General features: G+C 42.4%; 14 protein-coding genes and 1 tRNA gene. 10 read left to right on the forward strand and 5 right to left on the reverse strand.

Annotated elements, in window-relative coordinates; all coding sequences use genetic code 11:
- The first annotated feature begins 13 nt into the window (after positions 1–13).
- Together H8S90_RS15360 and H8S90_RS15365 are read left to right on the forward strand one after the other, a co-directional pair.
- On the forward strand, positions 14–1,480 hold the full coding sequence (locus H8S90_RS15360) for a RagB/SusD family nutrient uptake outer membrane protein (RefSeq protein ID WP_187338738.1): 1,467 nt from the start codon (positions 14–16) through the stop codon (positions 1,478–1,480).
- The gene (locus tag H8S90_RS15365) at positions 1,470–3,176 is read left to right on the forward strand and encodes a sulfatase (protein ID WP_255501622.1); all 1,707 of its coding nucleotides are present in this window, start codon (positions 1,470–1,472) and stop codon (positions 3,174–3,176) included. The genes H8S90_RS15360 and H8S90_RS15365 overlap by 11 nt, the downstream gene beginning before the upstream one ends.
- A gap of 58 nt (positions 3,177–3,234) precedes the next feature.
- On the opposite strand, the gene H8S90_RS15370 is transcribed toward H8S90_RS15365, so the two are convergent.
- Positions 3,235–4,497: a PLP-dependent aspartate aminotransferase family protein gene (locus tag H8S90_RS15370; protein ID WP_222852110.1), complete on the reverse strand. Its 1,263-nt coding sequence runs from the start codon at positions 4,495–4,497 to the stop codon at positions 3,235–3,237.
- Between the two features lie 207 nt (positions 4,498–4,704).
- Between H8S90_RS15370 and H8S90_RS15375 the strand changes: the two genes are divergently transcribed.
- The 3 genes from H8S90_RS15375 (at position 4,705) to H8S90_RS15385 (ending at position 7,138) form a co-directional block, all read left to right on the forward strand.
- Positions 4,705–4,775 (forward strand) — tRNA-Cys (locus H8S90_RS15375).
- 104 nt (positions 4,776–4,879) lie between these two features.
- Entirely contained in the window at positions 4,880–6,265 is a 1,386-nt protein-coding gene (locus H8S90_RS15380; protein ID WP_187338739.1) for a sulfatase, read from the forward strand.
- Positions 6,266–6,331: 66 nt separating this feature from the next.
- Complete coding sequence (locus H8S90_RS15385; RefSeq protein WP_187338740.1) at positions 6,332–7,138, forward strand: serine O-acetyltransferase; 807 nt, start codon at positions 6,332–6,334, stop codon at positions 7,136–7,138.
- Positions 7,139–7,227: 89 nt separating this feature from the next.
- Here the strand turns inward: H8S90_RS15385 and H8S90_RS15390 are convergent, their stop codons facing one another.
- Positions 7,228–8,307, reverse strand: coding sequence for an alkene reductase (locus H8S90_RS15390; protein ID WP_187338741.1), 1,080 nt, complete (start codon positions 8,305–8,307; stop codon positions 7,228–7,230).
- A 128-nt stretch (positions 8,308–8,435) separates the two neighbouring features.
- Between H8S90_RS15390 and H8S90_RS15395 the strand changes: the two genes are divergently transcribed.
- From H8S90_RS15395 to H8S90_RS15405, 3 genes are all read left to right on the forward strand, one after another.
- Positions 8,436–9,305: an AraC family transcriptional regulator gene (locus H8S90_RS15395; protein ID WP_187338742.1), complete on the forward strand. Its 870-nt coding sequence runs from the start codon at positions 8,436–8,438 to the stop codon at positions 9,303–9,305.
- Positions 9,306–9,573: 268 nt separating this feature from the next.
- Positions 9,574–9,867 carry an NIL domain-containing protein gene (locus H8S90_RS15400; protein ID WP_187338743.1) on the forward strand — a complete coding sequence of 98 codons (294 nt, stop codon included), beginning with the start codon at positions 9,574–9,576 and terminating at the stop codon, positions 9,865–9,867.
- Positions 9,868–10,459: 592 nt separating this feature from the next.
- Positions 10,460–11,035 (forward strand): sigma-70 family RNA polymerase sigma factor, encoded by a 576-nt coding sequence (locus H8S90_RS15405; RefSeq protein ID WP_187338744.1) that lies wholly within the window; start codon positions 10,460–10,462, stop codon positions 11,033–11,035.
- A gap of 204 nt (positions 11,036–11,239) precedes the next feature.
- Here H8S90_RS15405 and H8S90_RS15410 read toward each other — a convergent pair whose 3' ends face one another.
- On the reverse strand, positions 11,240–13,555 hold the full coding sequence (locus tag H8S90_RS15410; RefSeq protein ID WP_187338745.1) for an arylsulfatase: 2,316 nt from the start codon (positions 13,553–13,555) through the stop codon (positions 11,240–11,242).
- A 40-nt stretch (positions 13,556–13,595) separates the two neighbouring features.
- Positions 13,596–15,881 carry an arylsulfatase gene (locus H8S90_RS15415; protein ID WP_187338746.1) on the reverse strand — a complete coding sequence of 762 codons (2,286 nt, stop codon included), beginning with the start codon at positions 15,879–15,881 and terminating at the stop codon, positions 13,596–13,598.
- A gap of 438 nt (positions 15,882–16,319) precedes the next feature.
- Between H8S90_RS15415 and H8S90_RS15420 the strand changes: the two genes are divergently transcribed.
- A complete protein-coding gene (locus H8S90_RS15420) occupies positions 16,320–17,504 on the forward strand; it encodes a basic secretory protein-like protein (RefSeq protein WP_187338747.1) in 1,185 nt (394 codons plus the stop codon).
- An 86-nt stretch (positions 17,505–17,590) separates the two neighbouring features.
- Here the strand turns inward: H8S90_RS15420 and H8S90_RS15425 are convergent, their stop codons facing one another.
- Entirely contained in the window at positions 17,591–18,283 is a 693-nt protein-coding gene (locus H8S90_RS15425) for an O-methyltransferase (protein ID WP_187338748.1), read from the reverse strand.
- A 589-nt stretch (positions 18,284–18,872) separates the two neighbouring features.
- Here H8S90_RS15425 and H8S90_RS15430 point away from each other — a divergent pair.
- A complete protein-coding gene (locus H8S90_RS15430; RefSeq protein WP_187338749.1) occupies positions 18,873–19,046 on the forward strand; it encodes a hypothetical protein in 174 nt (57 codons plus the stop codon).
- Positions 19,047–19,059 lie beyond the last annotated feature (13 nt).

Below are 19,059 nucleotides of genomic sequence, written 5' to 3' on the forward strand. Positions count from 1 at the left end.
GCACATAATTAAAATGAAGATCATAGGTTATTTTTTAGGTATAATGAGCTGTTTGTCGGTCCTCTCATGCAAGGATTTTTTGAAGGAGGACGCACGATCGGATATGACGGCAGGTAACTTTTATCAAACCGAAGCGGATGCGGAAGCTGCAATTGTGGCTGCCTACGATTTAATGAATAATCAATGGGATATCTATTACCGCGGAATTTATCTACTGGCCGAGCTTCCAACAGATAATGCCACATGCGGTGTCGGTGTAGCTAATGCGAATATCTTCGCACTGGATGATTTTACTTTCGGACCGGTAAATGACCGGATCAATGTGGTGTATACTGCCCATTATGCGGGTATAAAAAACGCCAATGCGGCGATCGATAATATTCCTGCCATCAGTTTTAATGAAGCGAAGAAAAATCGCTTGTTGGGGGAAGCACACTTTATACGCGCGTTACTGTATTATAATCTTGTACGCTTGTTCGGAGATGTACCTTTGGTATTGCACCAGGCGACGTCATTGAATGAGGTTGAGGTGGAAAGGGCTCCAGTGGAAGAGGTGTATCAACAAATTGTGGCAGATCTAACTTTTGCTGAGGAAAATTTGGACGAGGTGAATAACTCGGCTAATATCGGAAGGGCCACAAAAGCTTCCGCCAAAGCAATCTTAGCTTCAGTACACCTCACCAGAAAGGAATATGCCATGGCAAAGACGAAGGCAGAAGAAACGTTGAGCCTTTCTGGCTATGGCTTGGAGGCCAATTATTTTGATATCTTTACGCCAGAGAACAAACAGAACCGGGAGTTCCTGTTCGCCGTGCAGAATAAGGGCATGACGGGCACCGAAAATGGTTTCGGTCTGGCCCTGTTTTTACCGAGGGCCACGATTCCTTTGCCGGGTGGGGGTACTGTAGCAGGTAATAGTGCGGATGTACCTACTGAAGAGTTTTACGATAGTTTCTCGCAGGGCGATTTACGTCGTGATCGTACATTCTTTACGGAATACGATGCGGGAGCAGGACGTGTGACTTTTAAACCGCATTGGTATAAATATTTTGATCCCGGTGCCGTTAGCACTTTGGGAGAAGGAAACCTGAATTATGCAGTTATCCGCTATGCGGAAGTGCTCCTTATCGAAGCGGAAGCGACGAATGAACTGGAAGGTCCTACAGAGACGGCTTATCAGGCCATCAATCAGATAAGAAGAAGGGCCTATGGTTTGCCGATCAATCTGCCGGACGCCGCGGTTGATCTCAATGGCTTAAGCCAATCGCAACTAAGGGAGGCCATCCTTGCGGAACGTCGTTGGGAGTTTGGGTTCGAGGGTATCCGTTGGTTCGATCTGGTGCGAACCGGGAAATTACAGGAAGTACTGCAAGAGAAAGGCATACAGGGGGTAAGAGACCATCATAACTTATTCCCCCTGCCGCAACGGGAGCTGGATGTGAATAAATTGCTTGTTCAAAATCCGGGATATGCGAATTAATATAGTTGAACGTAAATCATTCAAAGATAGAATAATGGTAAAAAAAATGAATATCTTGCTGTTGGCCTTTGGGGTAGCCATGGCCAGCTGTAACCAGAATGCCGGACAATCGGAAGGTAAACCGAAAAAACCAAATATCATCTTCATCTTCTCCGATGATCATGCGTATCAGGCCATCGGTGCTTATGGAAACCAATATGCGCGTACCCCAAATATCGACCGTATCGCAAATGAAGGGGCTATTTTTAATAACTTTTTGGTAACGAATTCTATCTGCGGCCCCAGTAGGGCAAATCTGCTAACGGGAAAATATAGCCATGAAAATGGTTACCTGGCCAATGAAGAAAAATTCAATGTAGAGCAACAGCTCTTTAGCCGTTTGATGAAACAGTCGGATTACCAGACGGCCTGGATAGGTAAATGGCACTTAGGAGCGCTGCCAGGGGATGCTTTTGATTACTGGAATATTCTGCCGGGACAGGGAAATTACTACAATCCCGATTTTATCAATCAAGCGAATGATACTACTAGAATAGAAGGTTATGTGACGAATATTATCACCGATCTGGCTACCGACTGGTTGGATGAGCGTGATACAGACAAGCCATTTTTCTTAGTGGTAGGAGAGAAGGCAACCCATCGGGAATGGCTTCCGGATTTGGAAGACTTAGGCGCTTATGATGATATCGACTTTCCGCTCCCTGAAACTTTTTATGATGATTATGCAGGGAGGAAGGCCGCTGCCGATCAGGATATGACCATTGAGAAAACGATGCGACTGAAAGAAGATTTAAAGGTACACGTAGACTATGAAGTGGATGAAGAAGAGTTGCAACAACAGAAAGAGGAAATCAAGCAGAAGTTTTTCGGTAAAAAAGACCTGACCCCGGAGCAAGAAGAACAAATTGAGGGCTACCTGCGTAAGGGCACTTACCGTCGCTTTACCGACGAACAGAAGAAACCTTTTACAACTTATTACAATAAAATTTCCAAAGAGTTCGACGAGAAAAAATTGAGTGGTAAAGCCCTGACCGAGTGGAAATATCAACGTTATCTCAAGGATTACCTGTCTACAGCGGATGCCTTGGATCGCAATGTAGGTAGGTTATTGGCTTATCTGGATGAGAAAGGTCTGGCAGAAAATACCATTGTCATCTACGGTTCGGATCAAGGTTTTTATCTCGGTGAGCATGGTTGGTTTGACAAACGTTTCATCTATCAGGAGTCATTAAAAACACCTTTTGTGATCCGTTATCCCGGTGTAATAAATCCTGGTACACAGATCAATCAACATGTACTGAATATCGATTGGGCACCTACCTTATTGGAAATTGCAGGGGTAGATATTCCGGAAGATATTCATGGAGCGTCTTTCCTTCCGGTCTTGCAGGCGAACGGCAACAAGGATGTTAAGACCCGCGATGCCAGCTATTATCATTACTATGAGTTTCCGGAGCCGCACCACGTGTCGCCGCACTTTGGTTTGACTACGGAGCGCTATAAATTGGTGCGTTTCTACAAAGGTCAAAATACCTGGGAGTTATATGACCTGGAAAAAGATCCACAGGAGCTGCACAACGTTTATGCCGATGATACTTATCAGGAAACTGTTCAAGAGTTAAAAGGCAAGTTGAAAAAAATAATTGATCAATACCAGGATACGGAGGCCGCAGAGGTTTTCGCGCAAAAAAACTAAAATCCTTAACCGATGCCCCTATTGAAAGCAATTGCTTTTTCAATAGGGGCATACAAAATTATGTGTTTAAAGCTTGGTGGAGATCTGCCATTAGATCTACAATGTTTTCAATGCCCACCGAAAGCCTAAGCATACCTTCGTCAATCCCGGCCTTTACCTTCTCTTCTGCGTTGTGATTGTTGCCCCACATAGATGCGGGATGCACAATCAGGGATTCTACGCTTCCAAGGCTGGCCGCGTTGGAAAATAATTTCAATCGCGTTAGAACGGATTGGGCAAACAGAAATTTTTCCTTGGCTGAACTACCTGTTAAAGTGATGGTAATGATTCCGGTAAAACCCTTCATCTGTCGTTTAACTAAATCGTGCTGGGGGTGGCTGGGTAGGCCACAATAAACCACCTGATCTACTTTGTCCTGTTTTTCCAGCCACTGCGCCAATTTTAATGCATTTTCGTTGATCTGTTTCACTCTTAGGTTAAGGGTACGTAAACCCTTTAACAGCAGCCATGCATCGAATGCCGCAAGAGAGGTTCCCAGAACAACCATGTGTTTCCATGCCTGCGCTATAAAAGATTCACTGGCACAGATAACTCCCGCAGATAAATCACTATGTCCGCCTAGGTACTTCGTGGCACTATGTATGACAACGTCAATGCCGAAATCGTGCGGGCGTTGATTGATCGGACTTGAAAAGGTATTATCACAGATGGTCAAAATACCATGTTCTTTGGCCAGATGAGCGATAAACTGGAGATCGCTAATGGCCAGGTTCGGATTAGAGGGGCTTTCCAGATAGATGAGCCGCGTTGTGCTTTTCAGGGCACGTTCGAAAGCCTGGTTATCTGTCTGATCAACGAAACTGACTTCGATGCCATATTTGGGTAATACCTGTCTAAAGAGTAAACTCGTTGCCGAATAATGGGAATGTTGTACGATAATATGGTCGCCAGCATTCAAGGCCGAAAGAATAGCAGTGCTGATGGCTGCCATTCCCGTAGAGGTGAGCAAGCCATGGGATTTACCTTCCCACTTGGCAATAAGGTCTGCGGCCTGGTTATTTACCGGGTTTCCATGCCGATGATAAAAATAAGAAGGGCTTACTGCTGTTGCCGTTTCCAGGTATTGCTCAGCGCTTTCAGAAGCGTAATAGGTAGACGTTTGATATATTGGGGGAACCAGCGAAGAGGTTTCGTTAAACCGGGCTCCTCCATGTATCAGATCTGTTTCGATATGCGACTTTTTTTTGTAATAAACTAACGTGTAAAATAATAAATTTAAACAAACAAAATGCCCGATGGGCGGGCATTTTGAGCTAACCAATTATAAACCTAATATATGAGAAGACGTATTTAATCATTAAATGCATTATAGCGGCGCATCTAATGGTGCTACAAATATATAAATAAAGTCTAGTATTTTACTAGATTTTATTTTATTTTTTTAAATTTGTTTTATAATGCATAGGGAAGAGGAGTAAAAACCTGTTATAGGCAAACAATCGGAAGAAAAACCAAGAAGATAAAAAAATGTCGCGTGACTGAGAGGTTAGGTGGAGGTCTGCAAAACCTTTTATGGTAGTTCGAATCTACCCGCGGCGTTTTTTACTGTTTAAATGTATATGCATTATAGATTTAAAATTAGTGCTAGGATGTTGTCATCTAATGGGATGATATAAAATAATGTTTTTTATTACAAATCTGCTATGTTCGATTTCCATAATTTCTTCCGCTTCCGCTTAATTGGCATCTACCTGTTTACGATACTGTGTCTCCCGTCTGTTTTGTTTGCACAGAATAAGCCTAATATCATTTTTTTATTAACAGACGACCATCGCTGGGACGCGCTCGGGCATGCCGGTAACCAGCAAATCGCTACGCCAGTGCTAGACAGCTTGGCCAGTCAGGGGGTTTATTTTGAACGGGCTTACGTAACAACTTCTATCTGCTGTGTCAGCAGGGCCAGTCTCCTATCAGGTCAGTATGCCAGTCGCCATCAAATTAATGATTTTCAAACGGATATGGATACCCCTGCTGTAGAAGCTACCTATCCTATTCTATTGAAAAATGCGGGCTATAAGATTGGGTTTATTGGAAAATACGGTGTAGGTACACAGCCACCTGAAAAACTGTATGATTATTGGTCCTGTACCAACGAAGGGCAACCCGACTATTTTTTGTCCCGGGAAGATGGAATCATGATACACCATACCGATAGTGTGGCAAACGATATTGCTGCTTTCCTCGGACGGTTTGCTTCGCAGGGCCCTTTCTGTTTGTCTGTCAGTTTCAAAGCTCCTCACGAACTGGATGGCGATCCGCCAAGTTATCCGGTGCAACAGCGTTATGCCGATCTTTATCGGGACACGTATATTCCAAAACCACTTACGGCAGATCCGGTTTACTGGGAAAGTATGCCTGATTTTTTTCAGACGGAAGAAAATATCGGCCGAAAGCGGTGGCGGGATCTATTTTCTTCAGACCGTTTATATCAGGAGAATACTAAGAATTACTACCGTTTGGTAACCGGGGTCGACGAGGTAGTTGGTCAGATGATGAGCCAACTGAAAGCATTGGGAATAGCAGAAAATACATTGATTATATTTATGGGAGATAATGGATTTATGATGGGAGAGCACGGTCTGGAGGGTAAATGGTTTGGCTTTGAGGAGTCTATCCGTGTACCGTTGCTGATTTCTGCTCCTTTTCTTTCAGCTGAACTTCGTGGCAAAAGCTCAGAGATGGCACTGAATATCGATATTGCTCCTACTATTTTGGCGGCGGCAGGAATAGAAATACCGAGGCAAATGCAGGGGATCAATTTAGTTGATATGTTGAAAGGAAAAGCCCCTGCAAGAACATCTTTTTTTTATGAACATACTTTTTTGGGAAGCCCTCAACTACCTCGCGTAGAGGGCGTAGTTACCAAAGATTTAAAATATATCCAATATATAGAACATGGTTTTGAAGAGTTATATGATCTTCGAGCGGATCCTTTTGAAACGAAGAACCTTGCACACGAACCTGGTGAAAGTGAGCGATTGTCGGATATGCGATCGGCGTATGCCAAATGGAAGGAGGAGGTGAAGTAATAGTAAATACTGTACACATGAATACAATGAGATCGATTTGATTTTTTAAGTTAAAACCAGAAGATAATGGAAGAATTTTTTCAATATTTATTTTTAAGGCACCAAAAGGCCCGGGATATGCCGAGTAATGTTCGGATATGGGAATGGGCAAGGGACGTGTTCCGATTGCTGTTCCCTGAACGCAATTCAAAAAAATTGATGACTGTTGATGCGCTGAAAGCTAGTTTTAAAATGCTGGAAAATGAGCTTTTGGATTTAGTGCTTAAAAGTAATGATAACTTAAACCGTGATCATGAACCTATCGTCGCGAACTTTTTCGAAAAATTGCCTGTCTTATATGAAGTGATGATGACAGATGCTCAGGCGATATGGGAAGGAGATCCAGCTGCGCGAAACATTCAGGAAGTAATACGAACATATCCGGGTTTTTTGGCAATCTGTATATATCGGATGGCTCATCAACTTTGGCTGGACAACTTGCCGCTGATTCCCCGTATTCTGACGGAATATGCCCATGAACGAACAGGTATAGATATCCATCCTGGGGCCACCATCGGTAAATACTTGCATATTGATCATGGTACGGGTTTGGTTATCGGTGAAACCTGTGTTATTGGTGATTATGTCAAACTATATCAAGGTGTGACATTGGGCGCTTTAAGCGTTGATAAGCTATTTGCCGGTAAGCAGCGACATCCAATTATAGAAGACCATGTGATTATTTATGCTGGAGCGACCATACTGGGTGGTGAAACCCGAATAGGCCACCACTCAATAATTGGAGGGAATGTGTGGTTGACTAATAGCGTTGAACCTTATACTACCGTATACCATGAACCTCTCACAAAATTTATAGATTCAAAAGTCAAATGAAGTTTAAGGTTACGCCCAAGATGGAACGTTTGGCAAAACGTTGAGATTTATGGTCTTTAAATCTTTTATGAAATGAAGAAACCAAAATTTCAGAATAGTTTGGGATAGTCAATATAACCTTCGTCGCCTCCATGATAAAATGTTTCTTCATTCCATTTAGCCAGCGGGGCGTTATATTTTATCCGATTCACCAAATCGGGATTTGATATATAAAGTTTACCGAAAGCCACCACATCTGCAAGTGCCGACTGTAATACTTCTTCCGCAGTTTCAACAGTGAAACCGCCTCCAACGATGATGAGATTGTTAAAGCGCTTACGGGCGTCCCGCAGGTAATTTATCGGTATGGACTGTTTGCCACCGGTACTGTCATTGGAAAAATGTACATATAAGATGTCCATTTTCTGTAATTCGTCCATGATGTATCGATGTGTAGCGAGTTCTTCGGGATAAGGTTTCAAACCGTATATCTCCCGAAACGGGGAAAGCCTGATACCTGTCTTGTTTTTACCGCTTACAGACACAACGGCTTGCATGACTTCTATCAAAAAGCGACTTCTGTTTTCGATACTTCCGCCGTATTTATCACTTCTGGCATTACTGTGTGGATTTATAAACTGGTCAATCAGAAATCCGTGCGCAGCATGTATTTCAACACCATCAAAGCCAAGTTCCATTGCATTCTCGGTAGCTTGCTTAAAGGCGTCTATCCAAAGGGGGATATCATCCGTTGTAATAGCTATAGGTTCGGTCATCATTTGATAGCTGTTGTCGGGAGTACGGATCTTTTCATTTACTTTTATTGCTGAAGGAGCAATCAAGGGCTCATTTTTTTGAATTGCCGAATGACCAACACGACCGGAATGAACCAATTGAACAAATATTTTACCGCCTTCTGCATGTACCGCATCCACAATTTTTTTCCATGCCTGTTTTTGTTCTTCAGTATAAATTCCGGGCGTGTTCAGGTATGCGCCTCCATTTGATGAAATTGCGGTGTTATCGGTAATAATTAATCCCGCGCCTATGCGTTGTTTATAATAGGTAACCATAGATATGCTAGGTATCCCGTTTGTTGCTCTGCGCCGGTTCATGGGCGCCATTGCTACCCTGTTGCGCAGTGAAATAACCTCTGTTACAAGTGGTGTTAATAATTTTTTATATTTCATATGCTTTTTTTCCAAAATTATAACGGATTGAAAGTTATTGGTAGGAACAACAAGCGGATAATTTTGTAAATTTCGAGGTTACAAATAAGGGCTTACAAAAGCATACAGCATAATAATAATTTGCGCCAATGAAAAAGAAACACCTTTATCAGCCTTTCGAATTGCATGTTTCAGATATGGAGCACTGGAATGAACGTCCACTGAAATACCAATTCTTCGAAATTGTCCAGATAATCGAAGGCGAGGGGACACGTATCGTGAACGAAAATAAATTTTCGTACAGCAAAGGAAGCATTTTTTTATTTACACCTTTAGACTGCCGGGGTTTCGAAAGCTGTGTCCGCACGCGTTTCTGTTCTATCCGTTTTTCTAATGTTTTTCTGGAACAGTACAAAAGCAAGCAGGAGCGAGAAAGGGTAATACAGTGGCTGCAACAACTTGAAAACATCTTCACACATCATAACCGCTTCGAGCAATTACTTATAAAATATGAATCAGATTGCAAGATTATTTCCTCGTTGATAAACAATATGATTGAAGAATACAACAATAAAAAATCCTATTATGATGAAAATCTACAGCATTTGGTCACACTTGTTCTAAACATTATCTCCCGTAACGTATTACGCAGAGAAATCACCCTATCCAATACAAGAACAGAAGAACCCTTGATCAACAAAATCCTGGTTTATCTTCATCAGCATATTTACTATCCCGAAAAGTTGAGGATAAAATACCTCGCTGAGCACTTCAATCTGTCGTCTAATTACATGGGGGAATATTTTAAAAAACTTACCGGCGAGAGCTTACACTGTTATATCACACAATACAAGATGAACATCATTGAACAACGACTGACCTATAGTGAGTATTCTATCGGGCAAATTGTGGATGAATTAGGTTTTTCAGACGAAAGCCATTTAAGTAGACAGTTCAAGAAACACAGCGGAATGACACCAGCAGACTTTCGAAGAAACAAAGTAAAAGCCAATAATTAACACCTCGCAGATCTAGCTGTTACAACGGAGTGTTGGTTAGAAGCGTGAGCCAAACCTGTTTTATTAGCCCCTCGCAGAATAAAAAAACCACGTCCGAAATAAACAAATAAAAAGACTACTATTTTAGTAGTCTTTTTATTACTTTTGTAGAAACGCTCTATAACTATATTTACCAAGGTTGGTTGAGGGTGACGGCCACGGGAAACTTTTACGTCAGGCAGTTGGAAAATTCTCTCCTCATCTAAGGCAATTCATTAAATAAAACGCTATGGCAATTCCAAAGAAGCTATATGATAATCTGAAACAAGAACATACAAAAGGACTTTTTCCAGTAATAGAAGTAGAATTGAATGGGGGAGTACCCTTTGACAAACTACTTGATACCATTCATCATCATTACCAGATCCCTTTTAAGCTCATACGGGCAGACATTGAATATCTGGGTAAATTGAACTTCGGGAAAATGCTGTTGCATTTGCACGGAACTACGGATCAGACGGATAGAACAATTCGGTACCTGAATGAAAATCGTGTAAAAAATACCTTGAAAGGTTATGCCTGATATCGCTGCTTCGCTCGTGAAGGTGTTTTCCCCTTTACGGCATAGCCTTCAAAAGGGACCAACATTTTGTTTCATGAACGACTTCCAGTTGATTAAAAATACTTATCGTTGCTTTTTAAGGGGGGCAGGTAATAGCTGGTAAATGAGTAGTATTTATGCTGTGTTTATGAACGATTTATAGGTATGCACGGAACACTTATTCCCCTACATTTGTCCTAACCGCCTAACAATGTAGTACAGGCTACAAATTTAGTTTTTTGATTCACTTACCTAAAGATACAAATGAAAACGAAATTTTTACTCCACTTTGATTCAGCTTTAACTATTTATTCCTTACGTCAATATGAAAATGTTCGCTGTAATAGCTGTTGCTCTTAATGATGTTAGCAATGTCCAGCGTGCGCGGGCTTCAATAATATCTTCCTTATAATAACAAGATTACCTATCTGCATGTCTTAGCGCTCACGATTCCGGATGTCGAGGTTTTGCCCAATCCATCGGATTTGCTGATACCCCCCATGCCTGAGAAATGGGGAAATAACGAAAGGATAAAAGAGAAATATGATGCAAACAGAAACAGAGCATACGAAAAATGAACGAACTAGCTAATGGAACGCTCAATAAAATGATCAGCGAACGAAAATTTAATGCTGTTTACCAATGGCTTAAAAATGAGCACTATATGGTTATGTTGTCTTTAGCCGAATCCTATTTGAGGTCGAGGGAACTGGCAGAAGAGCTTGTCTTGGACGTTTTATACCGAACCTGGAGAAAAAAAGAAGGTATCGAGCACATCAAAGATCTTCGTAGGTATCTTTTAACGTCGGTGAAGCACTCCTGCTATCGTCAGCTGATGAAGCAGCAAAGGGAGAAGGAGTTGTTTGTGTCAACGGATCAGATTTCAAAAGAGTTTTCGGACTATATTGCTATCGATCCCGAAAAGCTGTTTCTTACCTCAGAACTGTCTAAATTGATCGGCGTCGCCATAGATAACCTGCCTCCAAGATGCAAACAGATTTATAGGTTGATCAGAGAGCAGGGGTTAAAGAATAAGGATGTTGCGGCACAGTTAAATATTTCGGTTAATACCATTGATGTACAACTGGCTATTGCTGCAAAAAAGATACATGCCGTACTGAACAATTATAATTCAATAGGCACCCCTTAACCAATCTTCACAGGCCCTTTTTACGTCTCCGGAAGTTCGGTGCCTCGCTGTGCACGTGTTGACAAAGAAGATATGCAAATGACACCTATGAGAGCCGAATAGCGGAAATCAGCGAAAACGGTTCTAAACATTATTCTTGCGATTTGTAAACATTTTAGTTTTTATTTATCTCAAACAGAAATTCGTAACGGCTCATTGAGCTTATTAAAAATCAATAATTATCTTTTTTAATTTTCCGGTAAAGGGATAGGGAGCTTTATAGCTGTCGGAAACCGCGGTATTATCATCTTTACCTACGGATAGACCATCCCAAGCGTCTTTAAAAACCGAACGTGCTAGCTGCTTTTCGCTAACCTTATTGTCGTTAATATAGATAGCGGCAACACCCGACCTGGCTTTCTCATCAGCTTGAAAAACAAATTTTAAAATAGACTTTCCAACAGGCAGTGGAGCGGTGTCGGAACTGATGACTTCTTCTCCGGAACCGCTATTGTGAATGGCCTGAAATTTTCCGTCCCGCACAAGTAAACTCAGTCCTCTAAACTGACCGCCAGTCGCAAAGAGCACTCCTTCCTCTTTCGGGTCGGTAATTTCGACATCGGCGGTGATTGTAAAAGACCGATTATTGAAATCAGGAGCTTCTATCAGATGCGCAAGCCCGTTATAAAGCACAAGGTGCTTTTTCCCATCGAAGAAGCTAGGTTCTTTTTCGCTTTCTTCCCCCGAGCCGTTTCTAAGGGGATAAACATGGTATTTCGTTGCTTCCTGATCAAAAGCTGCCTTTAGCTCTTCCAATTTTTCTGGGTGTTGTTTTGAAAGGTCGGAAAGTTCATTGAAATCTTCATCAATTTTAAACAGCTCCCACCGGTCATTTTCAAAGGCATCTCCTCGTTGATGGAAGGCGCCTGCTTTCCAGCCATCTTTATAAATACCACGTGAGCCACCTATTTCATAGTACTGTACCGTGCGCCCGTCGGAAGCATCGCGTTCATTGAGTGACTGCGCGAAACTTATCCCTTCCAGTGAATCCTGTTCAATTCCATTGATGTTTTCCACCGTCTTAAGACCGGCTAGCTCCAGGGAGGTTGGCAAAACATCAATGATATGGGTGTATTGATTACGAACACTACCTTTATCGTTGATGTATTTGGGCCAAAAAACGATGAGTGGGTTGTGTGTGCCGCCTTCTCCATTTGCTTCTGCCTTGAAATAACGAAAGGGCGTGTTCGTTGCCTGCGCCCAGCCTATTGGATAAAGCACGTTAGATTTATCGGTGCCAATCAGATCGATATTGGCCAAAGAGTGCTCAAAAGCATTGGTTTGGGCCTGCCCTGCGTCATGGCTAAAGTTACTTCTCCCAAATTCTCCTCCTGCTCTTGCCGCGCCATTATCACCTATGGATAAAAAGATCAGCGTGTTATCCAGTTGATCGATGTCTTTTAGGTAATCTACCAAGCGGCCTATTTCATGGTCGAGTTGGGCCAGATAACCTGCATACACCTCTATGTGACGAAGAGCCAATCGTTTTTCGTCCGCTGTTAAGCTTTCCCATTCTTGTACATCCGAATAGCTGGGCGCTAACTGGACATCGGCCGGTACGACTCCCAATTTCTTTTGGTTAATCAGTACCTGTTCGCGATACCAGTCCCAACCCTCGTCGAATTTGCCCTTGAACTTATCGCTCCAAACTTTATCTACTTGATGAGGGGAGTGGGTGGCAGTGGGTGCATAATACAAGAAGAAAGGTTTTTCCGGCGCTACTGATTTCTGATTGGCAATATAGTTGATAGCACGATCGGTCATCAATTCCGATAATAACCGCTTATCGTCATAAGCTTTTTCTATTTTTTCGGTGCCTTCCCACAATATGGGCCGATATTGGTCTGTCGCCCCTCCCAGGTATCCATAATACTTATCGAAGCCTCTGCCCGTTGGCCATCGATTAAAGGGCCCTGCCTGTGTTTGATCGACTTTGGGCGTTATATGCCATTTGCCAACGGCAAATGTATTATAGCCCTGTTCCCGGAGAATTTCACTTACAAATCCTTTTTCAAAAGGTATCACCCGATCATAACCTGGGGTGCCGGCACCGGCATTGCTACCTACATGTGCAGAATGATGGTTTCTGCCGGTCAGAAGGGCCGTTCGTGTTGGAGAGCATACTGCTGTCGTATGGAAGTTGGTATACCGTAATCCGTTATTAGCTAAGCTGTCAATCGCTGGAGTGGGAATAAGCCCGCCGAATGCGGAAGATGCACCATACCCGATATCGTCAATAAGAATGTAAATAATGTTTGGCGCATCTTCGGGTGGGATAACCTGATGTGCGGTTTGCGAAAAAGTAGTTTGGTCCACTGTCTTTCCAAGGTTACCTTCCCAAGGTTGCTGAACATGGTACTGGGCAGTTGCTTCTAAATGGAGTGTAAGGGCTATTATTGCAAAAGTTGCTGCCAAAACCTTGGATACTTTCCTTTTTATTGAACCGGTTAAATATATTTTATTGTTATAACGATTTTTCATTGGAATACACGTTTTTTAAAAGCTTGTGCTGTTATAAATGCTATAATTTTTCAATAACGACGTGCCTTAGCAGGCCGGTGAACCGAAAGGGAGCTTTATAGGCAGGGGTAACCGCTGCGCCCCGGTCTTGGCCTACATCAAACCCCTCATAGCCGCTTGCAGGTGCAACGCTTGCTTCAAGTGGCAATGTTCCGATCTTTTCATTATCTAGATATAGATTGAGATGCTTTTCATTTTGGTCATTACTATGCAGTACTTCGGCTTTCAATGTGTGTTCGCCTGAAGGAATAACGTTGTCTGAAAAAAGTTCATGTAGTTTTCCTTCTGTATTATATGCGAATGCAAGTTTGCCTTCCTTTACATAAAAGCTAATGCCAGAAAGGGTGTTACCATAAGCAAAGAGAACACCTTCTGCACCGCTCTCGGGTATTACGGTATTGGCGGAAATGGCATACGATTCATTGGAAAACCGGAAGACAGAGCTATTGGTATAATGAGATTCAGGGTACAAGGTTACCGTTTTCTTGTCATCAAAAATACGTTGGTTCGTCGTTTCCCACTTATCTTTCAGTGGATATACATTATATTTCCATGCTTCTTTTTCAAACACTTCTGCCAATGCTTTTACTTTTTCGGGGTATTTATCCGCTAAATTATTCAATTCATTGAAGTCTTCCCGAACGTTATACAAATGCCATTTCTCTTCATTTTGAGGTATTCGGCCTGAGCGGTCATGAGGGAAGGCCGCCTTCCATCCATCTTGATAGATGGCGTAGGAGCCTGTCATCTCGTGATATTGTACTGTATGACGTTCCGCTACGTCTCTGTTCTGCGCTTCAATGGTGTAAGCCAAACTGACCCCTTCAACAGGTTCCTGCGAATATCCGTTTATAATATCGGGGACTTTGGCGTCCGCCAGCTCAAGAGTAGTAGGAAGTATATCATTTACATGAGCGTATTGATGCCGGATTCCCCCTTTATCTTTTATTTTCTTTGGATAGAAAAGTATAAGTGGGTCATGTGTTCCGCCTTCGTAATTGGCATAGCTTTTATAGAACCGAAAGGGTGTATTGGTTGCTGCGGCCCATCCATCGGGATATAGTACCGAGGAACGCTCTGTACCTAGTAGATCTATATTTTCGACATATTTGGCTAATATTTGTTCTGGCGTTTCTTCTTTTCCATTGGTCAGAAAGCGACCAATCTCACGTCCCGCTCCTTCCGCACCATTATCTCCAACCAGAACGACGACGAGTGTATTATCCAGCTGTCCGATTTGTTCAATAAAGTCAATGATCCGTCCGATTTCATGATCTGTGTGCGACACGAACCCTGCATATACTTCAATATAGCGTTCAAAAAGTTTCTTTTCGTCTGCGGAAAGATCATCCCAATTCTTGACTCCCGGGTTTTTAGGAGGAAGTTCAGTGTCTGCAGGGACAACACCCAATGCTTTTTGATTTTTAAGTACAAGCTCCTTATACTCGTCCCATCCAATGCTGAATTTGCCCTTATATTTATCAATCCACTCCTTTCCCACTTGGTGCGGTGCATGTACCGCACCGGGAGCAAAATAAAGGAAAAATGGTTTGTCGGGAGCGGCCGATTTTTGTCCAGCGATGTAGTGGATGGCTTCATTTGCTAGTAATTCGGTCACATGTCGACCTTCCGGATCTTCGGGTTCGCGTTGTGTGTCGCGATATAAGGTTGGATGCCATTGGTCTGTAGCAGCTACTTCAGGCGAAAAACCGAAATAACGGTCAAATCCCCTGCCTGTTGGCCATCGGTTAAACGGACCAGCCTGGGTGGCATCGGCCGGATGCGTAAGATGGTATTTTCCTATGGCAAATGTGTTATATCCGTTTTCCCTTAAAATCTCGGCGATCGTTGCTTTTTCAAAGGGCAGATAACCATCGTACCCCGGAGTATTATAAGCGTTGGTGGCGAAGAAACCGAAATGGACCGAGTGTTGATTCCTTCCAGTTAGTAAAGCAGCTCTGGTAGGCGCACAAAAAGCCGTTGTGTGGAAATTCGTAAACCGAAGTCCCTGATTGGCCAGCCGATCTATATTGGGCGTTTCAATCAAACCTCCGAAGGCAGTGATGGCACCATATCCAATATCATCAATCTGAATCCACACAATGTTAGGCGCGTCTTCGGGTGTTTCCGGGTAGACCTTGGGTTGCGATTCTGTAGTTTCCCGGATGGTTTTCCCTATTTTCCCTTGAAAAACGGGTGTGGGACTGTGTTGCGCCAGTGCTGCACCGCTCCATAGCAGTATCAGATGTAAGATTCCAATCCATCTTTTTTTAAGTAAGCGTTTCATATGTTATCAGGTGTTTTAGTCTTTATGTTAAGTTCTTATCAGAAATCCATTAATGTTCAACCATTTACTAAAGAGAGTCCTGTTTGAGTATAATCTACTAATTGAGTAGATATTTTTATTTTACTGTGCTCGAGAAACAGGCCCCATCCACACCCTATTCCCCCCAGATCCACGGTATATCCCCATGTTATCCGCATTTAACCCCCCAAAAGCGGACTATTAGCGGGTAACTAGTGGATAACTAGGGGGTAAATAGAGGGCGGATAGCGGATGGAGCAAAGGAGAGGAAACACCTACCGCTTTAAAAAAAGTTGCTCGTGTATTAACATTCTATTTAGATTCCGTTAACAACACTTAATGGTTAAATGATATTACCTTAGCAAAAATTGATGCGCTTGGCATCTACAGATTTGTTCAATTTACCATTAAATCTAAAAAATGAAACGCTTGCTACCACGTTTGATGAACGCCTTGCTTATTGGCTTACTGCTTTTTTCGTGTACCAAAATAAATGATCCCGTTCCCGTAGATGAGCATGATGATGTGACGGTCGAAAAGGACGTGACAGGGGAGGCGGTCATGACTGTTAACCTGGAGAATAATGATGGTCCCGACGGAGCTGAAGGTTCTGCTAAATTAATTGATAATGATACCCTGACGAAATTTTTGGTACGTGATATTGGCGACGACGGACTAATTGTTGAATTTCAGTTTGAAGAACCTACACAGGTGGCTTCCTATAAAATTACGTCGGGGAACGATGCCGATCCACGCGATCCGATGGACTGGCAAATTAGCGGATCTGACGATGGCGAAGAATGGGTGCCCTTGGATAAGCAGGATTACGAGATGTTTTCCGATCGAAATTTGACGAAGCGCTATTCATTTAAGAATACACGGAAGTTTACCCATTACCGCTGGCATATTACGAAGCTGTATGCCGGACAGATGTTCCAGGCATCGGAATTTAGACTATTGTCTGTACCTTCAGTAGAACAGGTGATTAGTCCATTTACAAAGATCGATACCATCACTAGAGAAGGACTGACCTTGTTTTTTGTTAATAAAGCAAGTGATTTTAACGAAACGATCAAAGACGAGATGGTTGAGGTCTTTTTTACAAACTATCCACGCCTGCTAAATGATTTTAATCCCGATGCACAGAAGGAAGTGGCTTTTCGGATAGAGCCTAGTTTTGACGGTGTTGCTTATGTATTCAGTGGTTTCGCCACCTATGGTGCCGCTTATATGACAAATAACCCAAATGATCTCGACGTGGTAACGCATGAAGTGATGCACTTGGTACAATCATATGCAGGTGGTGCGCCAGGCTGGCTTACTGAAGGTATTGCGGATTACGTGCGTCATGTTTATGGGTTATACAATGACCGTGCAAACTGGAGCTTACCAGATTACCAGCCGGGCCAGCATTATACCGACGCTTACCGGATTACCGCTCGTTTCCTGGTGTGGGTAGAGCAAAGCTATGATAGTGATTTGGTGAAAACGCTGGACGACCTGTTGCGACGGGGGCAGTATGAAGAGAGTATTTGGCTACAAAGAACAGGCAATACACTGGAAGATCTCTGGACGTCATACGAAGCGGATTCACAGATTGATTGAGAAAACACTACGCTGTCCAGATAGCTTATGTATCTGGACAGCATTTTTCGGCTCAGCTCTTGGGAACCTGTATCATGGTTTCAGTCCTATTTCACTTTAATGGTAAATTCCATACCTTTTTTTGGATGAATCGTCGTAGACAAGTAACCGTTATCGGGATTTCTTACATAGTCTAGGTATTCCTGCATGGAAGGCTGAAAACCAACCACATCATCTACAGCAATAACGGCACCTCTTTTCAGGTTTGGTTCGATGCGTTTGAAAATCGTAAAAACCATATCCGGCCAACCATCCAGTAGCACAAAGTCCCATTCAGTATTCAGGCTTTTGAGTGTTTCACGGGCATCACCTTCTAGAATTTTGACATATGCTGAAAGGCCGGCTTCTTCCATGTGCTCACGGGCTATTTTGACCTTATGGGGTAAATACTCCGTCGATATGACCTGTCCGTTATTATCTTTAGCAGCTTTGCCCAGATAAAGCGTAGAAATGCCATAGGAGGTGCCGAATTCGAATATGTTTTTAGCCTTTAAGGCTCTTGCTTGCATATAAAGGAAAGTCCCTTGATCCGGTACAATGGGGGTGTATTTATCGTCGTAGAACGACTCATTCTCTGTTTTCCAGTCAATACCTTTGCCGAAATATTGAAAAATTTTGGGAAGAAAATGGAAAACCATCGTCCAGCCCTGCTTCAATGCCTCTTTATACAGTCTCGCCAGGGTAGCTTCTACCTTGGGGTCGTTTAACACTTCAAAAAGTTCAGGTTTTACTTTTGCCATAATTATTCTTTGAATTTCATCCTCTTTTTTAAACAATGCGTTTTTTTTAATTTACCCTATCGCTATTGTACTTTTCTATGTAAAGCTAACAACTTATTAAGAATTATTCTAAATAATTCACAGAACAAAAAGAAGATAATCGTTTATTGCACTTACAGATACGTGAAACGGCTTTCTTTAAACGCTGCAATCACCCGCAACGAAATTGGTGTCGTGTAAGGCGATAGACGTTATGTGTAAGCTAAGGTGTAATTGGTGTAAATAATTTTGTCTAAAAAAAGACATATAGTATACTCGTAATATCTTTAGGTTTCTACCATGTAATAATCCAACCGTAACAACGATCCTCATCATTGCCCGCCGCTACAGGCGGGCACCTGGATCAACTAAATATACGCATTCTGCGAGGCATAACGGTTTCTTTTGCAATGAGGTGAGCTTGTTACCTACCAACTATTGGATATAAATGCCATGCAAAATTCGCGATTTACTTGTTTTTTCTTCTTTCTGCTGAACTGTAAGTTTTATCCAAAGTAAATATCTCCAAAATACATTAGCTATTCTCGGTTATTTCGTTTACATTTACTAAATGGCAGGAAAAAATAGCGCTCCGAAAACGAATGAGCAAATTATGGATAATTTGAAGGGCAGGGCGGAAGATCTAAAAAAGAAGCAGGGAGAGACTAATGCCAGAATAGCTGAATTAAAAGAGGAGAGTCAAGCCTTTCTCGATGAAACAGCTGATGATCACAAAATGGATTGATTTGTTAAATTAC

The organism is Olivibacter sp. SDN3, assembly GCF_014334135.1.
Lineage (GTDB): Bacteria > Bacteroidota > Bacteroidia > Sphingobacteriales > Sphingobacteriaceae > Olivibacter.